Here is a 20767-nt window from a genome sequence, read left to right on the forward strand (position 1 = left end):
GATTTATCAAAAGACTCATACTAAAATCTGTGACGGTTGGGAATTTTTAGATGTTATCTGATTGTAGATATTCTTATCTATCAAATGGATAAATAAAAAAACTGAGCTAAATACTTAGCTCAGTTTTTTTGTATGAAATATGGATAGGCAAATTTTAGGATATGGGGCTGATCTTATTTAACAGCAGTTGCTTCTGTGGTGATATTTACAGTGATTTTATCACCAACATTTGGAACGTAATTTCCGATACCAAATGCAGAACGATCAAATGAAGTGGTCGCATTAAAACCAATTGCAGGAACTTTCGCCATTGGATGCTCGCCTTGTTTGTTCAAGATAGCATTTAAAACAACAGGTTTAGTTACACCTTTTACAGTTAAGTTACCAGTAATTTTAAAGTGCTTTTTATCTTTGGTTTCTACTTTGGTACTTTTAAATGTAATGTTTGGATATTTAGCTGCATTAAACCAAGCTTCTTCTTGGAATTCTTTATCTAAAGCCGCTACATTTGTATTGACACTGCTTAATGGAATTGTCACTTCAACTGAAGAATTTGCAGGTTTTTCATTATCAACCTTAATTACGCCTTGGATATTGGTAAAATTTGCACTTGGTGTAGAGAAACCAAAGTGATTCCAACTAAATACTGTTGCAGTATGTGTTGGGTCAATTTTGTAATCGACAGGAGCTGCTAAAGTAACTGAACTTGCTAAAGTGATTGCTAAACCGAGACTTAATGTTTTAAGTTGCATCTTTTGTATCCTTGTTTGATATGTTAATTAGTTTATACATCAAGTAATTTTATTCATTATTCTTTATAAAACGATATGTTTCATTCGTGCAACAATAAAAGCGTTACAGTGCATATCAAACATAATTATTATAAGACTATTCAGTACTAGACATTTAGTTCAAGAAGCAACATGATCAATTGGTATATTTTTATTTAGTTTTTAGAAGATAAACAACAAGGTAAAACATGACACATACAGCACAAGCCTTAAGTACAGCAACGCCTTATCGTGTAACACTCACAGATTCCTCAGGTCATATCTGGTATTCAGATGAACCAACAGATAAAGGAGGACAAGATAGCGCACCGAATCCAATTCAATTATTATTATCTGCATTAGGTGCTTGCACGACTATTACTTTAGAAATGTACACAAAGCACAAAGGAATTCAGCTTGAGCATGTCCAAGTTGATCTCATATTAAACTCAAATGGTGAACCTGAATCTGGTCAAAATAATATCGAACGTAAAATTTTGTTGAAAGGTGAGTTTACAGAAGATCAGCATAAACGCTTATTGAAAGTTGCTGAAAGCTGTCCTGTTCATAAGCTTTTAACTTCTAATATCTCGATTCAAACAGCGTTAAGTATTGTGTAAAAATATAAGGTGTTGTTTGGTTATTCAACACCTTATTTGCTTAGAGGTTTTAATAGAAAGATCTATGATTTGAACGAATTTCTATTTTTAAGCTTCTTCTCTCTAAGTAATAAATAAGCAGGAAGAGATTTTTTTGCCTGTCTACGCAACATCATTTTGATGTATAACACCAATGCAAAACAAGCAGTTGCAATCGTCAGCATAAGGCTATTCATATAGCTCATGACAGAACTAATATAACCAATCGTTGCAAGACGGCGTTGCATACGTTCAACTTGAATACTTGATTCAATACCTGTGATTGCCCACGTACACAAGTGTTCGCAATTGTTAATAATCAAATGATAATGGTTTTCATGCATTCGTGAACGCATGCGCCGAACAATTGCTTTGGCTTTGTAACGAGGAGATGGATAGTTTCTCGTATAAATTGGTTTTCCACGAGCAAAGCGTTGAATTGATGTTATTTCGATAGGATGCTTTTTGAAAATATGTGCAAAACCAGAATAGTGAATGACACGTCCACGACCTGCATAAATACCATGATGGCTATAACCAAAGTGTTTGACGATCAGATGTGCGCCGAGTGGGAAATGTTGTTGTGTTTGCTGCATACTCATACAAGGTCATTGTATTTACAAGTGTATTTTAATCAAAAAATATGAATCAATCGAGTTTATTTACATGCTGAACCATAAGATTGTGTGTATAGATTGTATCCAGTCTTTTTATGCGTTATCACACTATGGGAGAATGAGATCGGTTGATTCGAACAATATTAAACTATGCTTAGAAAATGGCTTATAGCTTTATGGATTGGTTTGTTTATTCCTTATGCATATGCGATGCAACAACAAACGATTCAAGTAGATGATATTTCTTATGATGTAATTAAAGTCGAGCATCTACAACAACTTCGATTGTTTTTAAAGAACCCAAAAACTGAACATTATTATCAGAAATTCTCTCATATTCAAAACGTGCTTCCAGCATGTGAACAGTTAAATTTTGCAATGAATGCAGGGATGTATCATCCAGATTTCCAACCTGTAGGTTTGTATATCGAACAGGGTAAGCAGATTATTAGGCTAAATGAGGCGGAAGGTTTTGGTAATTTTTTTATGCAACCGAATGGGGTCATTGCTTGGAACAATAAATATGCTGTGATTAAAACAACGAGAGATTATAAGTCTGATGGATTTAAGGCACAGTTTGCGACACAATCTGGACCAATGTTGGTTTATAAGGGGAAAATCAATAGCCAATTTTTAGCCGATTCAAATTCTTTAAAAATAAGAAATGGTGTTGGAATTAAAAATAATCAACTGTACTTTGTGATCTCACAGCAAAGGGTTAATTTTTATCAGTTTGCCAAATTCTTTCAGCAGCACTTAAAAATTGAAAATGCACTATATCTAGATGGTTCGATTTCAAGTTTATATTCGGCACAGACCAAGCGCCATGATAAGCGTTTTAATTTAGGGCCGATCGTAGCCGAGGTTGCTCAAAATAATTGTAAGTCATGAATCCCTAATCTTCTGATCATCAGAGGATTAGGGGGGATTTATTTTTATTGAATTGGCGACTTGATCAGCGCAAGAAGCTCTTTACGACTATAGCCTCTAGAAATCAGGACTTTTTTGATGCCTTGGATTACATCGTCATCGGTTGCTTTTACTAAAGCATCCAGTAATTGTTCATTTGATTTGCAAGAATAATCATTTTCAACACAAGAAGTCTGATTCTTATGTTCATTATATTGCTGATCTGCATTCAACAATTTTTGCCAAAAACTCATAGAGCCTTCATATACAACCTAACATAGATCGAAATATAGCCACTTTAAAATAAAATACAAGTCAGCTTAAGTGATAAAAGCAGCAGTTGAACTTCAGTTATTTCGATAACTGTTTAAATTTTTAACGGAATTATGACGGATTGATGAATTTGACTTTGATAAATATCATTTTTTTGAATGAATGCAACAGATAAACTTTAATAAAAAATAGAGAGTTATATAAACTCTCTATTTGTAATGCTTACTTTGCAATAATTTGTTTAAATCTTTTCGAGTAATACGCCTGATTCAACATGATGTGTAAAAGGGAATTGATCGAACATGGCGAACTTAGTGACGCGATGCGTTTGAGTCAATGTTTTTAAATTGTCATGTAAAGTATCAGGGTTGCATGAAATATAAATAATACGCTCAAAACCTTGTAATAATTTAAGTGTTTCGTCATCAATCCCTGCACGTGGCGGATCTACAAAAACCGTGTCAAAGTCATAACTTTGAATATCAATATTGGCTTCTTGTAAACGCCTAAATTCACGCTCACCTTGATATGCTTGGGTAAATTCTTCAGCAGATAAGCGTGCAACCTGAATATTTTCGATTTGGTTTTGTTCAATGTTCCATTGCGCTGCATAAACCGAAGATTTTGCCAGTTCTGTTGCCAATACACGTTTAAATTTTAACGATAATGGCAGGGTAAAATTACCATTGCCACAGTACAGCTCTAAAAGGTCTTTTTGCGCGCCTTCAGCAGCATCACATGCCCATTCAAGCATGTTTTGGCACACTTGGGCATTGGGTTGAGTAAAGCTACTTTCAATTTGCTTATATTTAAAAGACCGTCCATGAACGTTAAGTTGCTCTACGACATAGTCATCACCAATAATGACCTTTTGACCACGACTACGTCCCATAATTTTAATATTGAGTTTTTCAGCGAGTGCTTTCGCAGCAATTTCCCAATCAGCATCTAATTTACGATGGTAGATCAAAGTCACTAACATCTCACCACTTAAAGTAGCGAGGAAATCTGCTTCAAAAATACGTTGCGATAAAATGGGTGTTGCTTTTAGTTCCTGCAGTAAGCGTGGCATTAAGTCGTTAATGCTACGATCTGCAATAGGAAACTCATCCACACGGACAACTTCTTTTTGCTTACCATCTTCAGCACGTTCAAACATTGCATAGAACAAATCATCTTCTGTATGCCAAATCCGAAATTCAGCACGCATACGGAAATGTTGTTCAGGTGATTGAAACACTTCTAAAACAGGGGGATTGAACGGAGCAAATTGAGTGGTGATACGTTCAACTTTCTCTTGAAGTTGCTGTTGGTAAGATACGCTCATAAACAAGAAAACTACAGGTGAAATCTAAAGTGGAATGGTATCAAAAAAGCGGTATAAGGTGCAGGTAAATTATAGGATTCTCAATAATTAGAATTAAATAGGTCGGGATTTTTCAAGAGTAGGCGTTGTACTTCTTCTGTTGATCTAAGCATTGAACAATTTGTGATGAAATAATAGGGGATTAGTAAGTTCGCAAGTTTCTCTATGTCTTTTAAGCAGTAGAGTCTGTAAACTATGCGCAATTTTTTGATTTTACTCATGCTTGATTGTTTTAATCGACACTGAGTCTTTAGTTTTGAGATATTCCGCCCATGAAAGCATCACTCCGTTTAAGACTTGATCAACTTTGTGATCGTCATGAAGAGCTGACCGCATTACTTGCTGATGTAGAAGTAATTTCGGACAATAAACGTTTTCGTAAACTGTCTCGTGAGCATAATGATTTAACTGAAATCACCGAGGTTTGGGGGAAATATCGTCAAGCGGAAGAAGATATCGAAACTGCTGAAATGATGAAATCAGACCCTGATTTCAAAGAGATGGCTGAGGAAGAAATCAAAGAAAATAAAGCACTTTTGGTTGCGCTTGAAGAGCAATTGAATGTGTTGATGATTCCTAAAGATCCAAATGATGCCAATGCAGCCTACCTTGAAATTCGTGCAGGTACAGGTGGCGATGAAGCCGCAATCTTCTCAGGTGATTTATTCCGTATGTATAGCAAATACGCTGAAACACAAGGTTGGCGTATAGAAGTACTGTCTGAGAATGAGGGTGAACATGGCGGTTATAAAGAAGTGATTTGCCGTGTAGATGGTGATGGTGTCTATGGTCGTTTGAAGTTTGAAAGTGGCGCACATCGTGTACAACGTGTACCTGCAACAGAATCTCAAGGTCGTGTACATACTTCGGCTTGTACCGTCGCTATTTTGCCTGAAATCGATGTAGATACCACAGTTGAAATCAATCCAGCAGATTTACGTATTGATACTTACCGTGCATCAGGAGCAGGTGGTCAGCACATTAACAAAACCGATTCAGCGGTGCGTATTACTCATATTCCATCGGGTGTGGTGGTGGAATGTCAGGAAGAACGTTCACAACACAAGAACAAAGCCAAAGCCATGGCTTTGTTAGTCTCACGTTTAGAAAATGCGAAACGTGCGGCGGCTGATGCAGCAACCTCAGAAATGCGCCGCGACTTGGTCGGTTCAGGTGACCGTTCAGAGCGTATTCGTACTTATAACTACCCGCAAGGTCGTATGACCGACCATCGTATTAACCTGACTTTATATAAGTTGGATGCGATTATGGAAGGTGATTTAACAGAGTTACTGGATAGTTTACATCGTGAATATCAAGCGGATCAGTTGGCGATGCTGGCACAGGAAAATGGCGGCTGATGAATATTGCTCAAGCCTTAGAAATTAAAGGTGAAATTGATAGTTATGAACGTCAAGAAGCGGCATGGCTACTTGAACACCTTCTAGGTATCAATGCTTTAGAACTCAAATTAAGACTTGAGCAAGAGTTGACGGAACTGCAAGAGCAGGCTTTTTTAGAAGGGCTTGCGCGTATTGAACAGGGTGAACCATTGGCTTATGTCACAGGTTCACAACCGTTTTGGACGCTCGATTTAAAAGTCACCCATGATACTTTAGTGCCACGTCCAGATACCGAAATTTTGGTAGAAACGGTGCTCAAACTGCCGCTCGATCAACACGCGAATATTGTGGATTTAGGTACAGGAACAGGTGCAATTGCTTTGGCACTTGCATGTGAACGTCCTCAATGGCAAGTGACTGCAACTGATATTTATGCGCCGACTTTGGATGTGGCTAAGGATAATGCGGTTCGACACGGGCTGATGCAAGTGAAATTTGCTTGTGGGGCTTGGTTTGAAGCTTTAGAGCAACAAAAATTTGATTTGATTGTCTCGAATCCGCCGTATATTGACCCTGAAGATGTACATATGCAAAAGCTCAAGTCTGAACCTGAGCGTGCATTGATTGCAGATAAGCAGGGTATGGCGGATATTGAAACCATTATTACTCAAGGCAAAGATTGGCTTAAACCGAATGGCTGGATTGTGCTTGAACATGGTTATGATCAGGGGCAATTGGTACGTGAAATTTTTGAGCAGTTAGGTTTTGATCGGATTCAAACCATCAAAGATTATGGTGGCAATGATCGTGTCAGCCTAGGGCAAAAGCAGGCTTAATCCTCAATATATTGCTCTACGGCATTTGCTAAACAGTGATTACCTTGTTGTTGCAGTCCGTCGATAACACCTAAAGCATCTATTTTATCTCGATTTTGGCTCAGTTTAAATTTGCCTGTGATGTGTGAAATCTGAATTTCAATTCCGACAATACCTTGTAATTCTTGAGCAATGTATTCACTTGGTGCATCCGACATTTTCCACGGTGTTGCTTGTTTGGCTTCATGGGTACGTGTCAGTTTAGCCAAAATGCCACGTAATGCTTTTTCATCTGATAAGAAAGTAATAGTTCCTTTAACATGAACCACTTGATAGTTCCATGTTGGTACATGCTGATGGTGTTGCTGTTTACTTGGATACCAGTTTGGTGAGATATAGCCTTGCTCACCCTGAAAGATAATTAAAACTTCTGTGCCGTCTTCAATTTGAGTATGCAGAGGATTATTCCTCGCAATATGGGCAACTAAAGTGGTGGTTTGGCTATGCTCATCTCGCAATAAATGAAAGGGTAAATGATTGGCCTCCAAGCCTTCTGCACTATGACTAATCAAAGTTGCAAAGGGGTAGTCTTGGATCAGTTGGTATAATTTTTCAAGATTTTTTTCTTCAAAAATTTCAGGTAAATACATATATACAAACCTTTGAAAAGTAAATAGAAAGCCATCCACATTTTCGCAATCTAGGTAATACATCTCGATTATGGCAGCTGAGGTCATCATACGTTGATTAGAATCTGATGTCTTGCTTATTGAGCCACAGATGATGATCACTGTTATTGTTGCTTGGCGAACACTTTTAAGCTGTAGTTGCTAAGAATCGTATGATTGATTCTTTCACAATGCTTGGTTGCTCCCAAGGCGTCCAATGCCCACAATTTTCTAATTCAATCACCTGTGGGTTTGGGATCAATTCTTTGTAGCGTATTGCCATATGCTGTCCTGAATTAGGATCATTTTTACCATTAATCAATAACATCGGAACTGTACTATTGATCAGGGCATTAACCAACCGATCACGCTGTTTAAATCGGTCAAAAATGGATTGATTTAAACTGACCATACATGTTTTGCCGTTTTTAAATTTTAATTGCTCATACCATTGTTTTAATTCTTCAGCACTGGGTTGATGGTTTGCATCAAACATTTGTTGCATCGACTTTGAAAAAATACGGAATGAAATCATTGGAACAATCAAATAACCTAATGATGAAGCCATTAATTTCTGTATCAACCGAGGGCGATAGGCTTCGGCAAACAGGCTGCCATTCATAAAAATAGTGGATTGGATTGAAAACTTTAAATTGCTTTGCCGTTGTCGATCTAGTAGTTCTTGAATAACGCCCACACCTAAATCGTGCCCAATCAGATGTACATGTTCTAAATTTAAATATTCAATCAACGTAATACATTGATCAGCGTGGTCTTGAACAGAATATGGATAGGGTGCAGGTTTATCGGAAAAGCCTAAACCTAATAAATCAATCGCGACAAGTTGGTATCGCTCTGAAAGCGTATCCCAAATTTTTGACCAATCATAAGAACTGGTAGGATAGCCATGAATCAGAAAGATGGTTTCTACTTCGGCTTTGCTTGAATGCTGGTAAAAAATATCAAAATTATGAAAAGAAAAATATTGTCCAGCCTTATGCCAACTTTGTAGAGTGTGATACATTTTTAATCTCTTTTTTATTAAACTTACACTGTAAGGCAAATTACAAGGTAATCAATTTTATGTCAAATACCGCTCATCAGAAGGCAAAAACAAAGGGAAATTTGTCTAAAGAATTAATTGTGCAAACATCAATTACAATGATTGAAGAGATCGGAGTGGAAAAATTTAGTCTGCGTAAGCTTGCTGAGAAGCTTAATTGTGAACCGATGAGTATTTATTATCATCTCAAAAATAAAGATCAAATTTTTGATGAAATTGTCGACTTTCTGATTTTATCGATTCAATTTGAGAGTGAACAATTACCGATCAAACAACAATTGATTTCGATCGCGCAACAATGGCGGACGTTGGCAAAAACATATTCCAATTTTTTTCCAGTATTGGCAGTTCATCAGTTAAATACCCATACAGGTAGCCAGTTTATGAACCAAGTCTTAGCTATTTTTCAGAGTGCAGGATTACCAATTCAACAAGGCAGTTATTTTCTAAGAATTTTGAATTATTATTTAATTGGCGCTGGAATTGATGAGGCAAAAGGTTATCAACTGGGCAGTTCAGCAACGCAACCCGTCAAAGCTGAAGAACTTGTTCATCAATATCCCTTATTAGCACAAGCTTTACCGTATTGGACAACTGAATATTATGATGAAATTTTCAATTTAGGTTTAGAGATGCTTTTAGTTCGAATCCTTCCAAGTTGATAAAATCTAGCAGTAGTTTGATTTTATAAAGAAGTATTGAGAGAGTGTTTTAACGTATTTGCGCGATAAGCACCTGGGCTAACTCCTGTCCATTTTTTAAAAGCGCGATGAAATGCACTTGGATCATGAAAACTTAGATCATCACTAATACTTTGGATAGAGTCATTAGTTTTGCTGAGTCGTTCAATTGCAATATCACAGCGAATATCATTTTTGAGTTGCTGATAACTCACACCTTCTTGTTTTAAACGGCGCTGAATTGTTGCTGTTGACATATTCAGTTGTTGGGCGATTTCTTTGAGTTCATCCCACTCTGAGGGTGGCTGTAAAAGCAGTTGACGACGGATTTGCAAGCTTAAAGAATTTTCATTTTTAAAGCGAACGATTAGGTTATAAGGCGTTTGTCTGAGAAAGTCATTTAAAGCCTGTTTATCTTTTTTGATTTTGTGTTTGAGGTAATTTGCATCAAACTCAATTCGATTTTGATCAGCATTAAATTGAATATCTTCGCAAAAACGAACACGATAATCCTGTATTTCGACAGGTTGATGACATTTAAAAGTCATTTTCTGAAAAGGAATGCGCTGGTCACTCAGCCAACACATTAAACTATGGACTAACATCAAATAGGTCGAATAGGTGAACATTCGTTTAGGATGTTCACGGTCATGTAGGACTAAGTATGCTTTTGAGTCGTGTTGAACCAATTCACCTTGAATGTCATCTAACACTAAACTCAGAAACTTTAAGATCTCTTGGATAGCTTGTTCTAAGGTTTCGGTACTGAATGCTAATTTTGCTAATAGGCTATAGCTCCCTCGACGCATTGGGTGGCAATCCATCCCTAGAAACTCATCATTCATCTGTTCAGCCAGTTCAATCCACAATTGCGCACATTGCGTCACTGGAACACGGGCTTTAGTTGAGCTGAGAAGTTCGACTGAAATGCCCGCTTGATTGGCAATATTGACAATATCTAAGCCTCGACTTGCCGCAACACTCAATGCTTCACGAATCAAAGCATTTGAAATTGTATCTTTAGCGGAATTAAGATCGAGGTCGGTGCTTTTGCTCATACAGAAATGAAATATAGGAGAGTAAATAGGTTGAATGCTCAAAAGTCGCATCATTTTTGCTACTTTTAGGAATTGTATCGGAAAAAACTTGGCTTTACTCTCGCTTATAAAAATTTATATCTTTAATTTACGAGGAAATGGACATGAAAATTCAAGGAAAACATTTTGTTATTACTGGTGGTGGCTCTGGTTTAGGGGCAGCAACAGCAGAGGTTCTTGTTAAACAAGGTGCGACGGTTACCTTGGTTGATATGAACATTGAAGCGGGTGAACAGCAGGCACAGGCATTAGGTGCGCAAGCTGAATTTGTAAAATTAGATGTAACTGATGAGCAAGCTGCAGAGCAATTCTTTAAAGATGTTGTTGCAAAATATGGTGCGGTATATGGATTAGTCAACTGTGCAGGCATTGGACCTTCATCAAAAGTTGTGGGCAAAGAATCTGTACATGATTTAGCTATGTTCTCAAAAACTTTACATATCAACGTAACGGGTACATTTAACATGTTGCGCTTCGCAGCAGATGCAATGAGCAAGAATATTGTTGCTGAAGGTGATGAAGATCGAGGGGTGATTGTAAATACTGCTTCTGTTGCCGCTTTTGATGGGCAAATCGGGCAAGCGGCTTATTCGGCATCAAAAGGTGCGGTGGTTGCGATGACATTACCAATTGCGCGCGAGTTAGCACGTCATCAAATTCGTGTTTTAACCATTGCACCAGGGATTATGGAAACCCCAATGCTGAAAGGCTTGCCGCAAAATGTACAAGATGCCTTAGGGCAAATGGTGCCTTATCCATCACGCTTAGGTCGCCCAGAAGAATTTGCTCGTTTGGTTGCACATATTGCTGAAAACTCATATTTAAATGGTGAAGTGATTCGCTTAGATGGTGGTATTCGCATGGCTGCGAAATAAACTTATTTAAAACATTTAGAGATTTATTTATAAAACAGTTGTGAATGAAAATTTACAACTGTTTTTATTTTCCATATTGTGTATTGATGAACTAAATTTTAAGTTCAATTCTCACTGTCTATTTTATTTAATTTGTCATCTAATTTATTTGTGGAATATGGAGTTGAATAGATGAGAGTTCTAAGTTTAATGCCTATTGGCTTATGTTTAGTTTTAAATGGTTGTGTTGGAAATATGAATCCAACAGGCGGCAACTCAAATCCTAATTATCCATACTATACGACCCAACAGGTGATGGTCGTGAAAAAAATAGTGGTACCCGCAGGAACAACTTTAACTTACGAAAAATATCGGGGTAAAGAAGGTCAACAGGAGCATCTGTTAGCAGAAGATAAGCTAACTGAAATTCAATTACCTAAAGGTCAAACCCTAGATTGGGGTGGTGTGCCCGTGACGATGATTGCTAAATTTTTTAATTCAGAAATGAAGGGTTTTTCTGTTTATGCTAGTTTTGATCAATTAGCTGAAAATAACAAAACGCAATTTTCTAGACAGTGGCAAAGTTGTGATGATGATCTGGGCATTACTGTAACAGATACTACGGACTGGTCATTTAACAAAGCCAATATTGCTGATGTCGAAAGTTGTAGTGTGCTCTATCAACGTTATTTTAAAGATAATCCACAGCAACAGAAATTCTTAGATAGTTTATATACAGAGTTAATGAAAATTGAATCAAAATAAGAAGCAATATTTATCAAAAATTGCTTCTTAAATTTTAGTTTTATAATTTTGCTTTAACTTCTTCCCCAATCAGATAGAAAGTACCACCCGCAACATAATGAAGACTACGTAATTCTTTATTTGACTCTTCAAAGCGCCAATGCCCATCACGGAAGATTCTTGAATCTGACCATGCTGCAATAACAGATCCTATAAATAAATCGTGAGTTTGCTGATTATGTGGCTCAGGAATGACTTTACACACAAGCCAAGCGATACTACCGCTTACAAGAGGGACTTTAAACTCATCTTGATAGAACAATTCGGTTTTACAATCTTTCAATTTGTTTGGTTGATCAAACTTACTAATTGTACCGAGTTGATGCACCATATCAATTTGCGCATAGCAAGGTACTTGTAATGCAAAATAACCACTTTGTTCCACAAGCTGACGTGTTTTGGTACTTTTATCGAGTACTACAGTGACTTTAGCTGGGGTGAGTTCCAGAGCACATGCCCAAGCAGCAGCCATCACATCTTTATCTTGTTCATGTTGTGCTGAGACTAAAACAGTTGGACCATGATTAAGTAAGCGATAAGCTTTAGTGAGTTCAACAGGTATGATTTCTTGGGCATTCATATATAAAATCCGGAATATTTGATGAATGGTCGTAGTGAGACGATGGATAGCACTAGAATTAATTATTGAAACAATCAATAATTGTGATGTAATTCACATTCTGGATATAAAAATGTTAAAAGGTCTCGGAATTCTTTCTGTTTGCATGTTGTTCATTGCCGGTCTAATTTTTCTAATCATCGGAACCTCATCAATAGATGTTATTTTGATTATCATTTCATTGGCTTTAATGACAGCATCTTATCTCTTAGCATCTGAATTTAATATAAATTTATTAAATTGGAGCAAATAGATATCAATTTTACAGCAGCGTTTTCTTAGAAACTCTTCTGTCATTAAATTGATATGAATCAGTATCAATCTGTAGATTTTGTTCGTACGCACAAATAAAGTGATTTCTGATCGATATAACTACCTAGTATAAATCATTGAAAATAGAAGGTAGAGATATAACAAAGTTATGTGAATCTTTAAAACGAGAAAAAGATGGTGATGATCGTCACCATCTTTTTTTATATTTTAGTGCAACTTATCTGATTTTCTAAGGAATATTACCAATAACATTGCGATTTTATGAAAAGCTTGATAGTTTCGGAATAAATAAGAAAAAAATTCAGGATGAATTAAAATGGAGAATAAGCAACATTATTACGCTCGTATAGGTGTAATTATGTTCATCACAGCTTTACCATCAATTAGCTGGGCTGTACAACCAATGACAGAAAGATCTTTAGCATTACAAACTGGTGTATTGAACAGAGCATTACCTAATATTATTGAAAAAGCTCAACGAGATGCTACGAAACCAGAAGAAGAGCAGTGGCGTTCTCAACGTCTCCTAAGCGATCGTTATTTACGTGAAATACGGATTAGTATGCTTGCAGAAGGCGCTTTGTCTCCTTATGAGGAACAAAAGAAAACATCTCTAATGGATGTCCGTGAGAAAAAGAAAGCGAATTTGAAGCCCCATAGTGAAGCTCCAGATCGCTTTATGATTTATGAATTTGACTCCCCTAATATTAAAAGAGCCAGAATCACTTTCAAATGATGAGATATGCTATTTCTTAGATCGCAGGGTGTTGGATTTTCCAAGCACGGTGGATTTTTTGGTTACGCTTAAAATCTAAGCCAATTGTTTCAGAGGTGATTTCTTCTATTTGATACATCGCCTCGATTTCTTCATCTAACTCAAACCCACGATAGTTATTGGAAAAGTACAAAGTGCCATCACTGGTTAAACGGTTCATTGCGCGTTTAAGCAGCGAAATATGGTCGCGTTGTACATCAAATGTGCCGTAAAACTTTTTCGAGTTAGAGAATGTTGGAGGGTCAATGAAGATGAGATCATATTGTTCATGACCTTCTTTTAACCATTCAAAGCAATCGCTAGCAAAGAACATATGTTGTTCATCAGCATGATCTACAGTTAAACCATTCAAGACAAAGTTTTCTTTTGACCAATTCAAATAAGTATTTGATAAGTCGACACTCGTCGTACTTGCTGCACCACCTAAAGCAGCATGTAGACTTGCAGTAGAAGTATAACTGTACAAGTTTAGGAAGTGTTTACCACGTGCTTCTTTGGCAATTCTTAGGCGAATTTGGCGGTGATCCAAGAATAAACCAGTGTCTAAATAGTCTGTTAAATTGACTAGAATTTTAGCTTTGCCTTCCTGCACAATGAAACGTTTAGATGCTGTGCTTTGTTTTGCATATTGATTGGTTCCCGTTTGTTTTGCACGGGTTTTGATAAAAATTGCATCACGATTTAAGCCTGTTACTGCACGAATGGCAGCCAAGCCTAAATTAAAGCGTTTTTTTGCTTTTTCAGGATCAATCGTTTTTGGTGGTGCATATTCCTGAACATGCAAACGATCTCCATATAAATCGACGGCAATGTTAAAATCTGGTAAATCGGCATCATATAAACGTAAGCAAAAAATATTTTCCTTCACAGCCCATTTCTTTAAGGCTTGCATATTTTTTTGCAAACGATTGGTAAAGTCTTCCGCACCTTCAATTTTTTCAAATTGCTGAGGTTGCCAAGTCGCCAAGAATGGTTGAACCACGGTCGCAGGTTTTACTGTGCCGAAACGGATATAAATTGGAAGCTTACCATTCATCAAACGTAAGGTTTGAGGTTCGTTAATAGCAAGTACATCTGCTTGTTCAATTTGTGCTGCAATCACGGCAACAGGCTGATTTGGAAAATTCTTTTGTAATAATCCTGATAAGCCTAAATAGAATGATCGACTAGAGGCTTTATCACCTAAACGTTCCCCATAAGGTGGGTTAGTGACAATAAAGGCTTTTTTACCTTCAGCATGGAAATCATCCCAATCAGCTAAAGTACGTTCCTCAATTTGAATCTGATCGAGGATTTTTTCAAAACCTGCCGCAATGATGTTTTGGCGAGTTGCTTTCACGGCTTCCCAATCGGCATCATAAGCATAAAATTTTGGTAATGGTGCTTCTAAAGCTTTTGCATGACGTTCAACAGCTTCATCTTTAAGTGATAACCATAATTCACGATCATGTCCATGCCAACCATTGAAACCAAAGCGACGTACCAAACCTGGTGCACGATCAGTTAAAATCATTAATGATTCAATAATGAATGTGCCTGAACCACACATTGGGTCAAGAATTAAGTCGGGTTGCAGTTGTTGTAGTTGTGCTTTTTGTAAGATTGCCGCTGCAAGGTTCTCTTTGATAGGTGCATCCGTCATAAAGTGACGGTAGCCACGTTTATGTAATGAATCACCTGATAAATCTAAGCAATAAGTGTGTTGAGTTTTTCCTGCTAAAACATACAGTGTAATTTCAGGTTGTTTAATATCAACACTTGGACGTTTTCCAACAGCTTCCATAAATGAGTCAACAACACCATCTTTCACACGTAGTGTAGCGAATTGTGAATTGACTTTAATTTCACGTTCTACATGCAAACGAACAGCAAAGGTACTTTGTGGTGCAAAAACTAGAGACCAGTCAAAGCTAATTGCACCTTCATAGAGCTCTTCTGCAACATCACGTGCATCATGTGAGTGCTCTAATTCATGAGTATGGATGGGTAACAGTACACGAGAGGCAAGACGTGACCACATACAAATGCGATATGCATTTTCCAATGACCCTTTAAATACTAAACGCCCAGCAAAACGTTGGATATTTTGAATACCTAAATCTTCAAGCTCTTGTTGTAATAAGGTTTCAAGCCCGTCTGCACAGGTTACCCAATAGTCTGTTAGACGTGGTTTAGCGTTCATTCAAATTTCCAAAACGTTTTTAGCAATCGAGTATTTTAACTGATTTTGGAGTATTGATGCGGTTGATATTTGCATCATTGGTAGGAATTTTAAAATTTATTTACATCAAACTGGACTCTCAAACCCCCAAATAAAGTGAATTGTTCTGTATAAATTTTTTAATTATTGCCTTTGTTCACAGAGTTGGTAGCCTGCCGATCAATCGGATTAAAACTTTTGTGCTGTATTTGATGAGTCCGATTTTCTTTTCAAAGTGTATTCACAGCATAGGCATTGGATGTGAATCGTGGGAATGTTTATCCATTTTTTCTTATATAGACTCAGGGTATCATGATGTAAAGAAAATAATTTTTCGAATATATTTGAATAGTTGGTACATGTTTTGCTTCTCTCTAAGCGGATGATCAACAAGCACTTCTCCCAACGATGTGAGGACGTTATGAAAGCAAATATGAACCATGAACTTGTACTAAATGCCGAAGCTTTTTCAATTGCAACACAAATGTATGTTCGATTAAGACGTGTATCGGCTCGTGTAATTGATGTGATGTATTTAGTACACGATAAAAATTATGCCAAACATATTATAGAAATTGCCTTGGCAACAGAAGATACAGAATTAGAACGCTATGCGACGCGTTTAAGTGCGTTAGTTGATTTGTATCCAGAGCCTGAAGCTGCTTTAGATGAAGTCAAAGATGATTTCAATGGGGCAGTAGAGGGTGCAGACCCATATTCGTCAGAAGTAACGGCTGAGGAAATTTATCAAGCTCAAGTGGGGCATCACTATATTGGTGCATTACGCTAAATATTTCGTGTTGCAACTCCCTAATTAATTGCAACATAATGGTGAAAAGTTGTTCTGCGAAAGTGGAGAAATTGGGCTACACTATGCAAGTTTTGGTGATTCGACCTATAGGAATCTATTATGCATATTGCAGCCCTGCATCAACCAAGTCAGGTTCAATTGAATCAACAAGGAAATTTAAAGCACTTTTTAACCATTGAAGGTCTTTCTAAAGAAAGCCTGACCAAGATTTTAGATACCGCACAAAGTTTTTTAGACGACAATAATAATTTGATTAACCGTCCGTTATTGGAAGGACTGACGGTCATGAATCTGTTCTTTGAAAACTCTACTCGTACTCGCACAACGTTTGAAGCTGCGGCAAAACGTTTGTCTGCAAATGTCTTGAATATTGATATTGCTCGTTCAAGTACTTCTAAAGGTGAGACTTTACGTGACACGCTTTGGAACTTAGAGGCAATGGCTGCGGATATTTTCGTAGTACGTCATTCATCTTCGGGTGCGGCTCACTTTATTGCAAAAGATGTATGCCCGAAAGTTGCGATTATTAATGCTGGTGATGGTCGTCACGCACATCCGACTCAGGCGATGTTGGATATGTTGACGATTCGCCGTGAAACGAAAAAACCTTTTGAAGCGTTAAGTGTCGCGATTATTGGTGATATTAAACATTCACGTGTTGCACGTTCAAATGTCGCAGCATTACAGACTCTCGGTTGCAAAGATATTCGCGTGATTGCACCGAATACTTTGTTACCTGTTGGTTTTAATGAATATGGTGAGCATGTTCGTTTGTTTAATCAAATGGATGCAGGTGTGACAGATTGTGATGTCATCATTGCTTTACGTATTCAAAATGAACGTATTGATTCGCCTGCATTAGCTTCTCAATCTGAATTTTATAAAATGTATGGTTTAAATAAAGAGCGTCTTGCTTTAGCCAAACCTGATTGTATTGTTATGCATCCTGGGCCAATGAACCGTGGGGTTGAGATTGATTCAAGTGTTGCTGATGGTGATCAATCTGTGATTTTGAAGCAAGTCACCAATGGTATCGCTGTTCGTATGGCGGTATTAGCTCTTGCAATGCAAGGGCAGTTACAAGAACAAGGTTTAATTGAAGCGATTGCACTGTAAGGGATAGATCACATGAGTATTGTAAAAATTGAAAATGTCCGTGTGCTCAATCCAATTCAAAAAACTGATCAAGTTCAAACAGTTTATATTGAAAATGGCAAGTTCATTGGTGCTGTAGACCAAGTTGATGAAACAATTGATGGGCAAGGCAAATGGTTAATGCCAACGATGGTCGATTTGTGTGCTCGTTTACGTGAACCGGGGCAGCAGCAACATGGCACTTTAAAGTCAGAAGGCAAAGCGGCACGTGCCAATGGTATTTTGCATGTCATTACACCACCTGACTCAAAGCCAATTGTGCAAGATAATGGTGCGCTTATTCATGGTCTAATCGAAAAAGCACAATTAGATGGCGGTATTCATCTGCACATCATTGGCGCACAGACACAAGGCTTAAATGGAAAGCAACCAGCGAATATGGCAGGTTTAAAGAAAGGTGGTTGTACTGCCGTTTCCAATGCCAATGCAGCATTTGAAAACGATGATGTTGTTATTCGTACGCTTGAATATGCAGCTGGCTTAGATTTGACCGTAGTATTTTATGCAGAAGAACCACAATTGGCAAAAGATGGTTGTGCGCATGAAGGCTTTATTGCCTCTCGTCAAGGTTTACCAATGATTCCTGCGCTTGCTGAAACAGTTGCCATTGCAAAGTATTTACTCATGATCGAAGCAACGGGTGTGAAAGCACATTTTGGCTTATTGTCTTGTGGTGCATCAGTTGAATTGATTCGTGCAGCTAAAGCCAAAGGTTTGCCAGTGACTGCGGATGTAGCAATGCATCAACTGCATTTAACTGAACAATTGACCGATGGTTTTAACTCACTTGCGCATGTTCGTCCACCATTACGCTCTGAGCAAGATAAAGCATTGTTGCGTCAAGGGGTTAAGGACGGGGTGATTGATGCAATTTGTACCCATCACGAACCATTAAGTAGCTCAGCGAAAATGGCACCTTTTGCAGAAACGCAACCAGGAATAACGGCTTTTGATACTTATGTCGCTTTGGGTGTGCAACTGATTCAAGAAGGTCTGTTTGAACCATTAGAATGGGTTGAAAAAGTTACTTCAATTCCTGCACAAGTTGCAAATATGACTAAGCGGTGGCAGCAAGAAGCAGGTTGGGTTTTGGTTGATCCAGAATTAGAATGGCTGGTTTCTAAAGAAACGATCGTTTCTCAGGGTAAAAATACGCCGTTGCTTGGGCAAACATTAACTGGTAAAGTTGTAAGTGCTTTTATATAAGCATATATACGACAAGCAGAATAAGGTAGATCTTTAGCCTTATTCTGTTTTGTAAATTGTTATATCAATATTGTATTTAAATTTAAATAAAACAAATAAGAATGAAATAAGTGATTAGAATAAAAATGAGATAACTTGTAATATTTTGCAAGATACTCTGAATATTATAAATTTGTTGGAGTGATAACAATGTCAATAAACCCAATAGAATTATTAAGACAAAAAGTGACCTCTATTATTTTAAATAATCCTGATGGACTAGAAAATGAGAAAAGTGCATTATTATCTAAATTTTACCCAATATTCCTTTCTATTTTGGATGCTAGACCAGATTTAATTCAGAAACTAAACGATACAACGACTCCTTCATTATCAGATGTGTTTGGTCAAAATGAACAGGCTAAAAATGGACTCTTAATAAATTTGATCAGTGGGAAAATGAATACTTTAGAGGCTGAAAAAACAATTAATAGTGCTATTCCACGAAGTCTTGCAGCATTAACAAGTGAAGCTGGTAATGATACCTCAAGTATTATCCATTATTTAAAACAACATATAGACTCAATTCATTCACATGTACCTGCATGGGCAATCGCTTTTCTAATTCCCTTAGGTTTGTTGCCAAGTTCATTTACTGCGGAGCTTGATTTTGGTAATTCCACTAAAGTTACGGTGAATAAAACTTATGTTTTATGGTCTGTGATTGCTGTTATAATGTTGAGTTTATTGTTATTTTTATATGGTTTTTAATTTGAATACGACAAGTAAAGCATGACGCAGTATTTGAATGTTGAAGTAAAGATGAATTGATTCCATCTATTTTTATTGGCATGCTTGTCGTGAGGAAATCGTTTTAGATCAAGATTATGCAAATTACATTTATTGGTGCTGGGCGTGTTGCTACGCATTTGGCAAAAGCATTAATGGCACAGCACCAAATTGTTCAAGTTCTTAGTAGAAATTTAGACCATGCAAAAGCTTTAGCAAACCAAGTGAATGCACAGGCAATCAATCAAAGTGAACAACTCAATCAACAAACGGATTTGGTTATTGTTGCTGTCAGTGATCAATCAATTCCTGCTGTTATTCAATCTATAGCAAGATATTTACCAAACAGTCTCATCGTTCATACTTCAGGCAGTACGAGTTTAGATATATTCGGACAAATACATCCGCGAGTGGGTGTTTTTTATCCGTTGCAAACCTTTAGTTTTGAAAGAGAAGTTGATTGGTCTGAAACCCCTTTATTTGTTGAAGCGAGTCATGCTGATGATTTAGCATTATTGACCGTATTAGCAAATAGTCTTAGCAATCGTGTGTATCAATATAGTTCTAAACAGCGGCAGACTTTACATCTAGCTGCTGTGTTTGCTTGTAATTTTAGTAACTATTGTTATGACATGGCAAAGCAAATCGTTGATGCGGAGCAAGTTGATTTTAGTTTGCTTTTTCCATTAATTGTTGAGACAGCGAATAAAGTAATAGTGAGTGATCCTAAACTGATGCAAACTGGCCCTGCGATGCGCGGAGATCAAAATATTTTAAATATGCATAGTCAACTCTTGGCAATATCTAAGCGAGAAGATTTAAGTAAAGTTTATGAATTAATGAGTGAGGGTATTTTAAAAAGACATCATTTAAAGTAAAGATGATTGTTATTAAAATAGTTTTTAAATAGTAAATGATTTTTGTGGAATTTATAATATGTCAAACTTGGTTTTTAAATAATGAGATCTGATAAAAACAATAATATTTATAAGTTATTTTTGTTTTGGATTGTCGATATACTATTAAAATATAACTAAAAATTAATTATTGTGTGATTTTTTGT

The 20767-nt window shown here is 37.0% G+C and carries 22 protein-coding genes; 13 read left to right on the forward strand and 9 right to left on the reverse strand.

What is annotated here, in order from left to right:
• Nucleotides 1–173: 173 nt before the first annotated feature.
• Nucleotides 174–752 carry a YceI family protein gene (locus MMP60_RS06275; protein ID WP_241335470.1) on the reverse strand — a complete coding sequence of 193 codons (579 nt, stop codon included), beginning with the start codon at nt 750–752 and terminating at the stop codon, nt 174–176.
• A gap of 227 nt (nt 753–979) precedes the next feature.
• Between MMP60_RS06275 and MMP60_RS06280 the strand changes: the two genes are divergently transcribed.
• Complete coding sequence (locus tag MMP60_RS06280) at nt 980–1390, forward strand: OsmC family protein (protein WP_241335471.1); 411 nt, start codon at nt 980–982, stop codon at nt 1388–1390.
• A 62-nt stretch (nt 1391–1452) separates the two neighbouring features.
• Here MMP60_RS06280 and MMP60_RS06285 read toward each other — a convergent pair whose 3' ends face one another.
• Entirely contained in the window at nt 1453–2004 is a 552-nt protein-coding gene (locus MMP60_RS06285; protein WP_241335505.1) for a lecithin retinol acyltransferase family protein, read from the reverse strand.
• Nucleotides 2005–2175: 171 nt separating this feature from the next.
• On the opposite strand from MMP60_RS06285, the gene MMP60_RS06290 reads away from it, so the two are divergent.
• Nucleotides 2176–2916, forward strand: a complete 741-nt coding sequence (locus MMP60_RS06290) for a phosphodiester glycosidase family protein (RefSeq protein ID WP_241335472.1) — start codon at nt 2176–2178, stop codon at nt 2914–2916.
• A gap of 44 nt (nt 2917–2960) precedes the next feature.
• Here MMP60_RS06290 and MMP60_RS06295 read toward each other — a convergent pair whose 3' ends face one another.
• Nucleotides 2961–3188 (reverse strand): hypothetical protein, encoded by a 228-nt coding sequence (locus MMP60_RS06295; RefSeq protein WP_018678268.1) that lies wholly within the window; start codon nt 3186–3188, stop codon nt 2961–2963.
• A gap of 260 nt (nt 3189–3448) precedes the next feature.
• Nucleotides 3449–4534: a tRNA (uridine(54)-C5)-methyltransferase TrmA gene (gene trmA, locus MMP60_RS06300; RefSeq protein WP_241335473.1), complete on the reverse strand. Its 1086-nt coding sequence runs from the start codon at nt 4532–4534 to the stop codon at nt 3449–3451.
• A gap of 311 nt (nt 4535–4845) precedes the next feature.
• Here trmA and prfA point away from each other — a divergent pair, with 311 nt between their 5' ends.
• Nucleotides 4846–5934 (forward strand): peptide chain release factor 1, encoded by a 1089-nt coding sequence (prfA, locus tag MMP60_RS06305; protein ID WP_241335474.1) that lies wholly within the window; start codon nt 4846–4848, stop codon nt 5932–5934.
• Nucleotides 5934–6752, forward strand: coding sequence for a peptide chain release factor N(5)-glutamine methyltransferase (gene prmC, locus MMP60_RS06310; RefSeq protein ID WP_241335475.1), 819 nt, complete (start codon nt 5934–5936; stop codon nt 6750–6752). The genes prfA and prmC overlap by 1 nt, the downstream gene beginning before the upstream one ends.
• Here the strand turns inward: prmC and MMP60_RS06315 are convergent.
• Together MMP60_RS06315 and MMP60_RS06320 are read right to left on the reverse strand one after the other, a co-directional pair.
• The gene (locus MMP60_RS06315) at nt 6749–7381 is read right to left on the reverse strand and encodes an FMN-binding negative transcriptional regulator (protein ID WP_241335476.1); all 633 of its coding nucleotides are present in this window, start codon (nt 7379–7381) and stop codon (nt 6749–6751) included. The two genes, prmC and MMP60_RS06315, sit on opposite strands and share 4 nt — an antisense overlap.
• Before the next feature lie 166 nt (nt 7382–7547).
• Complete coding sequence (locus tag MMP60_RS06320; protein WP_241335477.1) at nt 7548–8423, reverse strand: alpha/beta hydrolase; 876 nt, start codon at nt 8421–8423, stop codon at nt 7548–7550.
• A 59-nt stretch (nt 8424–8482) separates the two neighbouring features.
• On the opposite strand from MMP60_RS06320, the gene MMP60_RS06325 reads away from it, so the two are divergent.
• Complete coding sequence (locus MMP60_RS06325; protein WP_241335478.1) at nt 8483–9124, forward strand: TetR/AcrR family transcriptional regulator C-terminal domain-containing protein; 642 nt, start codon at nt 8483–8485, stop codon at nt 9122–9124.
• Between the two features lie 23 nt (nt 9125–9147).
• Here the strand turns inward: MMP60_RS06325 and MMP60_RS06330 are convergent, their stop codons facing one another.
• Nucleotides 9148–10251, reverse strand: a complete 1104-nt coding sequence (locus tag MMP60_RS06330; protein WP_241335506.1) for an AraC family transcriptional regulator — start codon at nt 10249–10251, stop codon at nt 9148–9150.
• Nucleotides 10252–10343: 92 nt separating this feature from the next.
• Here MMP60_RS06330 and MMP60_RS06335 point away from each other — a divergent pair, with 92 nt between their 5' ends.
• Both MMP60_RS06335 and MMP60_RS06340 read left to right on the forward strand, forming a co-directional pair.
• On the forward strand, nt 10344–11114 hold the full coding sequence (locus tag MMP60_RS06335; RefSeq protein ID WP_241335479.1) for an SDR family NAD(P)-dependent oxidoreductase: 771 nt from the start codon (nt 10344–10346) through the stop codon (nt 11112–11114).
• Between the two features lie 171 nt (nt 11115–11285).
• Entirely contained in the window at nt 11286–11858 is a 573-nt protein-coding gene (locus MMP60_RS06340) for a hypothetical protein (protein WP_241335480.1), read from the forward strand.
• Between the two features lie 40 nt (nt 11859–11898).
• Here the strand turns inward: MMP60_RS06340 and MMP60_RS06345 are convergent, their stop codons facing one another.
• On the reverse strand, nt 11899–12477 hold the full coding sequence (locus MMP60_RS06345; protein WP_241335481.1) for a flavin reductase family protein: 579 nt from the start codon (nt 12475–12477) through the stop codon (nt 11899–11901).
• Between the two features lie 628 nt (nt 12478–13105).
• Here MMP60_RS06345 and MMP60_RS06350 point away from each other — a divergent pair.
• The gene (locus MMP60_RS06350; protein ID WP_241335482.1) at nt 13106–13525 is read left to right on the forward strand and encodes a hypothetical protein; all 420 of its coding nucleotides are present in this window, start codon (nt 13106–13108) and stop codon (nt 13523–13525) included.
• 16 nt (nt 13526–13541) lie between these two features.
• On the opposite strand, the gene rlmKL is transcribed toward MMP60_RS06350, so the two are convergent.
• The gene (gene rlmKL / locus MMP60_RS06355; RefSeq protein WP_241335483.1) at nt 13542–15746 is read right to left on the reverse strand and encodes a bifunctional 23S rRNA (guanine(2069)-N(7))-methyltransferase RlmK/23S rRNA (guanine(2445)-N(2))-methyltransferase RlmL; all 2205 of its coding nucleotides are present in this window, start codon (nt 15744–15746) and stop codon (nt 13542–13544) included.
• Between the two features lie 439 nt (nt 15747–16185).
• On the opposite strand from rlmKL, the gene MMP60_RS06360 reads away from it, so the two are divergent.
• From MMP60_RS06360 to MMP60_RS06380, 5 genes are all read left to right on the forward strand, one after another.
• Nucleotides 16186–16554, forward strand: a complete 369-nt coding sequence (locus tag MMP60_RS06360; protein WP_241335484.1) for a hypothetical protein — start codon at nt 16186–16188, stop codon at nt 16552–16554.
• A gap of 120 nt (nt 16555–16674) precedes the next feature.
• Complete coding sequence (locus MMP60_RS06365) at nt 16675–17691, forward strand: aspartate carbamoyltransferase catalytic subunit (protein ID WP_241335485.1); 1017 nt, start codon at nt 16675–16677, stop codon at nt 17689–17691.
• 12 nt (nt 17692–17703) lie between these two features.
• Nucleotides 17704–18936: a dihydroorotase gene (locus MMP60_RS06370; RefSeq protein ID WP_241335486.1), complete on the forward strand. Its 1233-nt coding sequence runs from the start codon at nt 17704–17706 to the stop codon at nt 18934–18936.
• A 189-nt stretch (nt 18937–19125) separates the two neighbouring features.
• Nucleotides 19126–19686 carry a hypothetical protein gene (locus MMP60_RS06375; RefSeq protein ID WP_241335487.1) on the forward strand — a complete coding sequence of 187 codons (561 nt, stop codon included), beginning with the start codon at nt 19126–19128 and terminating at the stop codon, nt 19684–19686.
• Nucleotides 19687–19802: 116 nt separating this feature from the next.
• Nucleotides 19803–20582, forward strand: coding sequence for a Rossmann-like and DUF2520 domain-containing protein (locus tag MMP60_RS06380; protein ID WP_241335488.1), 780 nt, complete (start codon nt 19803–19805; stop codon nt 20580–20582).
• Nucleotides 20583–20767 lie beyond the last annotated feature (185 nt).

The organism is Acinetobacter sp. ANC 4805, assembly GCF_022549495.1.
Lineage (GTDB): Bacteria > Pseudomonadota > Gammaproteobacteria > Pseudomonadales > Moraxellaceae > Acinetobacter.

Excerpts from the sequence above, each read along its gene's own strand:
- MMP60_RS06275 (WP_241335470.1), bottom strand. The coding sequence starts at position 752 with ATGCAACTTAAAACATTAAGTCTCGGTTTAGCAATCACTTTAGCAAGT.
- MMP60_RS06280 (WP_241335471.1), top strand. The coding sequence starts at position 980 with ATGACACATACAGCACAAGCCTTAAGTACAGCAACGCCTTATCGTGTA.
- MMP60_RS06285 (WP_241335505.1), bottom strand. The coding sequence starts at position 2,004 with ATGCAGCAAACACAACAACATTTCCCACTCGGCGCACATCTGATCGTC.
- MMP60_RS06290 (WP_241335472.1), top strand. The coding sequence starts at position 2,176 with ATGCTTAGAAAATGGCTTATAGCTTTATGGATTGGTTTGTTTATTCCT.
- MMP60_RS06295 (WP_018678268.1), bottom strand. The coding sequence starts at position 3,188 with ATGAGTTTTTGGCAAAAATTGTTGAATGCAGATCAGCAATATAATGAA.
- trmA (WP_241335473.1), bottom strand. The coding sequence starts at position 4,534 with ATGAGCGTATCTTACCAACAGCAACTTCAAGAGAAAGTTGAACGTATC.
- prfA (WP_241335474.1), top strand. The coding sequence starts at position 4,846 with ATGAAAGCATCACTCCGTTTAAGACTTGATCAACTTTGTGATCGTCAT.
- prmC (WP_241335475.1), top strand. The coding sequence starts at position 5,934 with ATGAATATTGCTCAAGCCTTAGAAATTAAAGGTGAAATTGATAGTTAT.
- MMP60_RS06315 (WP_241335476.1), bottom strand. The coding sequence starts at position 7,381 with ATGTATTTACCTGAAATTTTTGAAGAAAAAAATCTTGAAAAATTATAC.
- MMP60_RS06320 (WP_241335477.1), bottom strand. The coding sequence starts at position 8,423 with ATGTATCACACTCTACAAAGTTGGCATAAGGCTGGACAATATTTTTCT.
- MMP60_RS06325 (WP_241335478.1), top strand. The coding sequence starts at position 8,483 with ATGTCAAATACCGCTCATCAGAAGGCAAAAACAAAGGGAAATTTGTCT.
- MMP60_RS06330 (WP_241335506.1), bottom strand. The coding sequence starts at position 10,251 with ATGCGACTTTTGAGCATTCAACCTATTTACTCTCCTATATTTCATTTC.
- MMP60_RS06335 (WP_241335479.1), top strand. The coding sequence starts at position 10,344 with ATGAAAATTCAAGGAAAACATTTTGTTATTACTGGTGGTGGCTCTGGT.
- MMP60_RS06340 (WP_241335480.1), top strand. The coding sequence starts at position 11,286 with ATGAGAGTTCTAAGTTTAATGCCTATTGGCTTATGTTTAGTTTTAAAT.
- MMP60_RS06345 (WP_241335481.1), bottom strand. The coding sequence starts at position 12,477 with ATGAATGCCCAAGAAATCATACCTGTTGAACTCACTAAAGCTTATCGC.
- MMP60_RS06350 (WP_241335482.1), top strand. The coding sequence starts at position 13,106 with ATGGAGAATAAGCAACATTATTACGCTCGTATAGGTGTAATTATGTTC.
- rlmKL (WP_241335483.1), bottom strand. The coding sequence starts at position 15,746 with ATGAACGCTAAACCACGTCTAACAGACTATTGGGTAACCTGTGCAGAC.
- MMP60_RS06360 (WP_241335484.1), top strand. The coding sequence starts at position 16,186 with ATGAAAGCAAATATGAACCATGAACTTGTACTAAATGCCGAAGCTTTT.
- MMP60_RS06365 (WP_241335485.1), top strand. The coding sequence starts at position 16,675 with ATGCATATTGCAGCCCTGCATCAACCAAGTCAGGTTCAATTGAATCAA.
- MMP60_RS06370 (WP_241335486.1), top strand. The coding sequence starts at position 17,704 with ATGAGTATTGTAAAAATTGAAAATGTCCGTGTGCTCAATCCAATTCAA.
- MMP60_RS06375 (WP_241335487.1), top strand. The coding sequence starts at position 19,126 with ATGTCAATAAACCCAATAGAATTATTAAGACAAAAAGTGACCTCTATT.
- MMP60_RS06380 (WP_241335488.1), top strand. The coding sequence starts at position 19,803 with ATGCAAATTACATTTATTGGTGCTGGGCGTGTTGCTACGCATTTGGCA.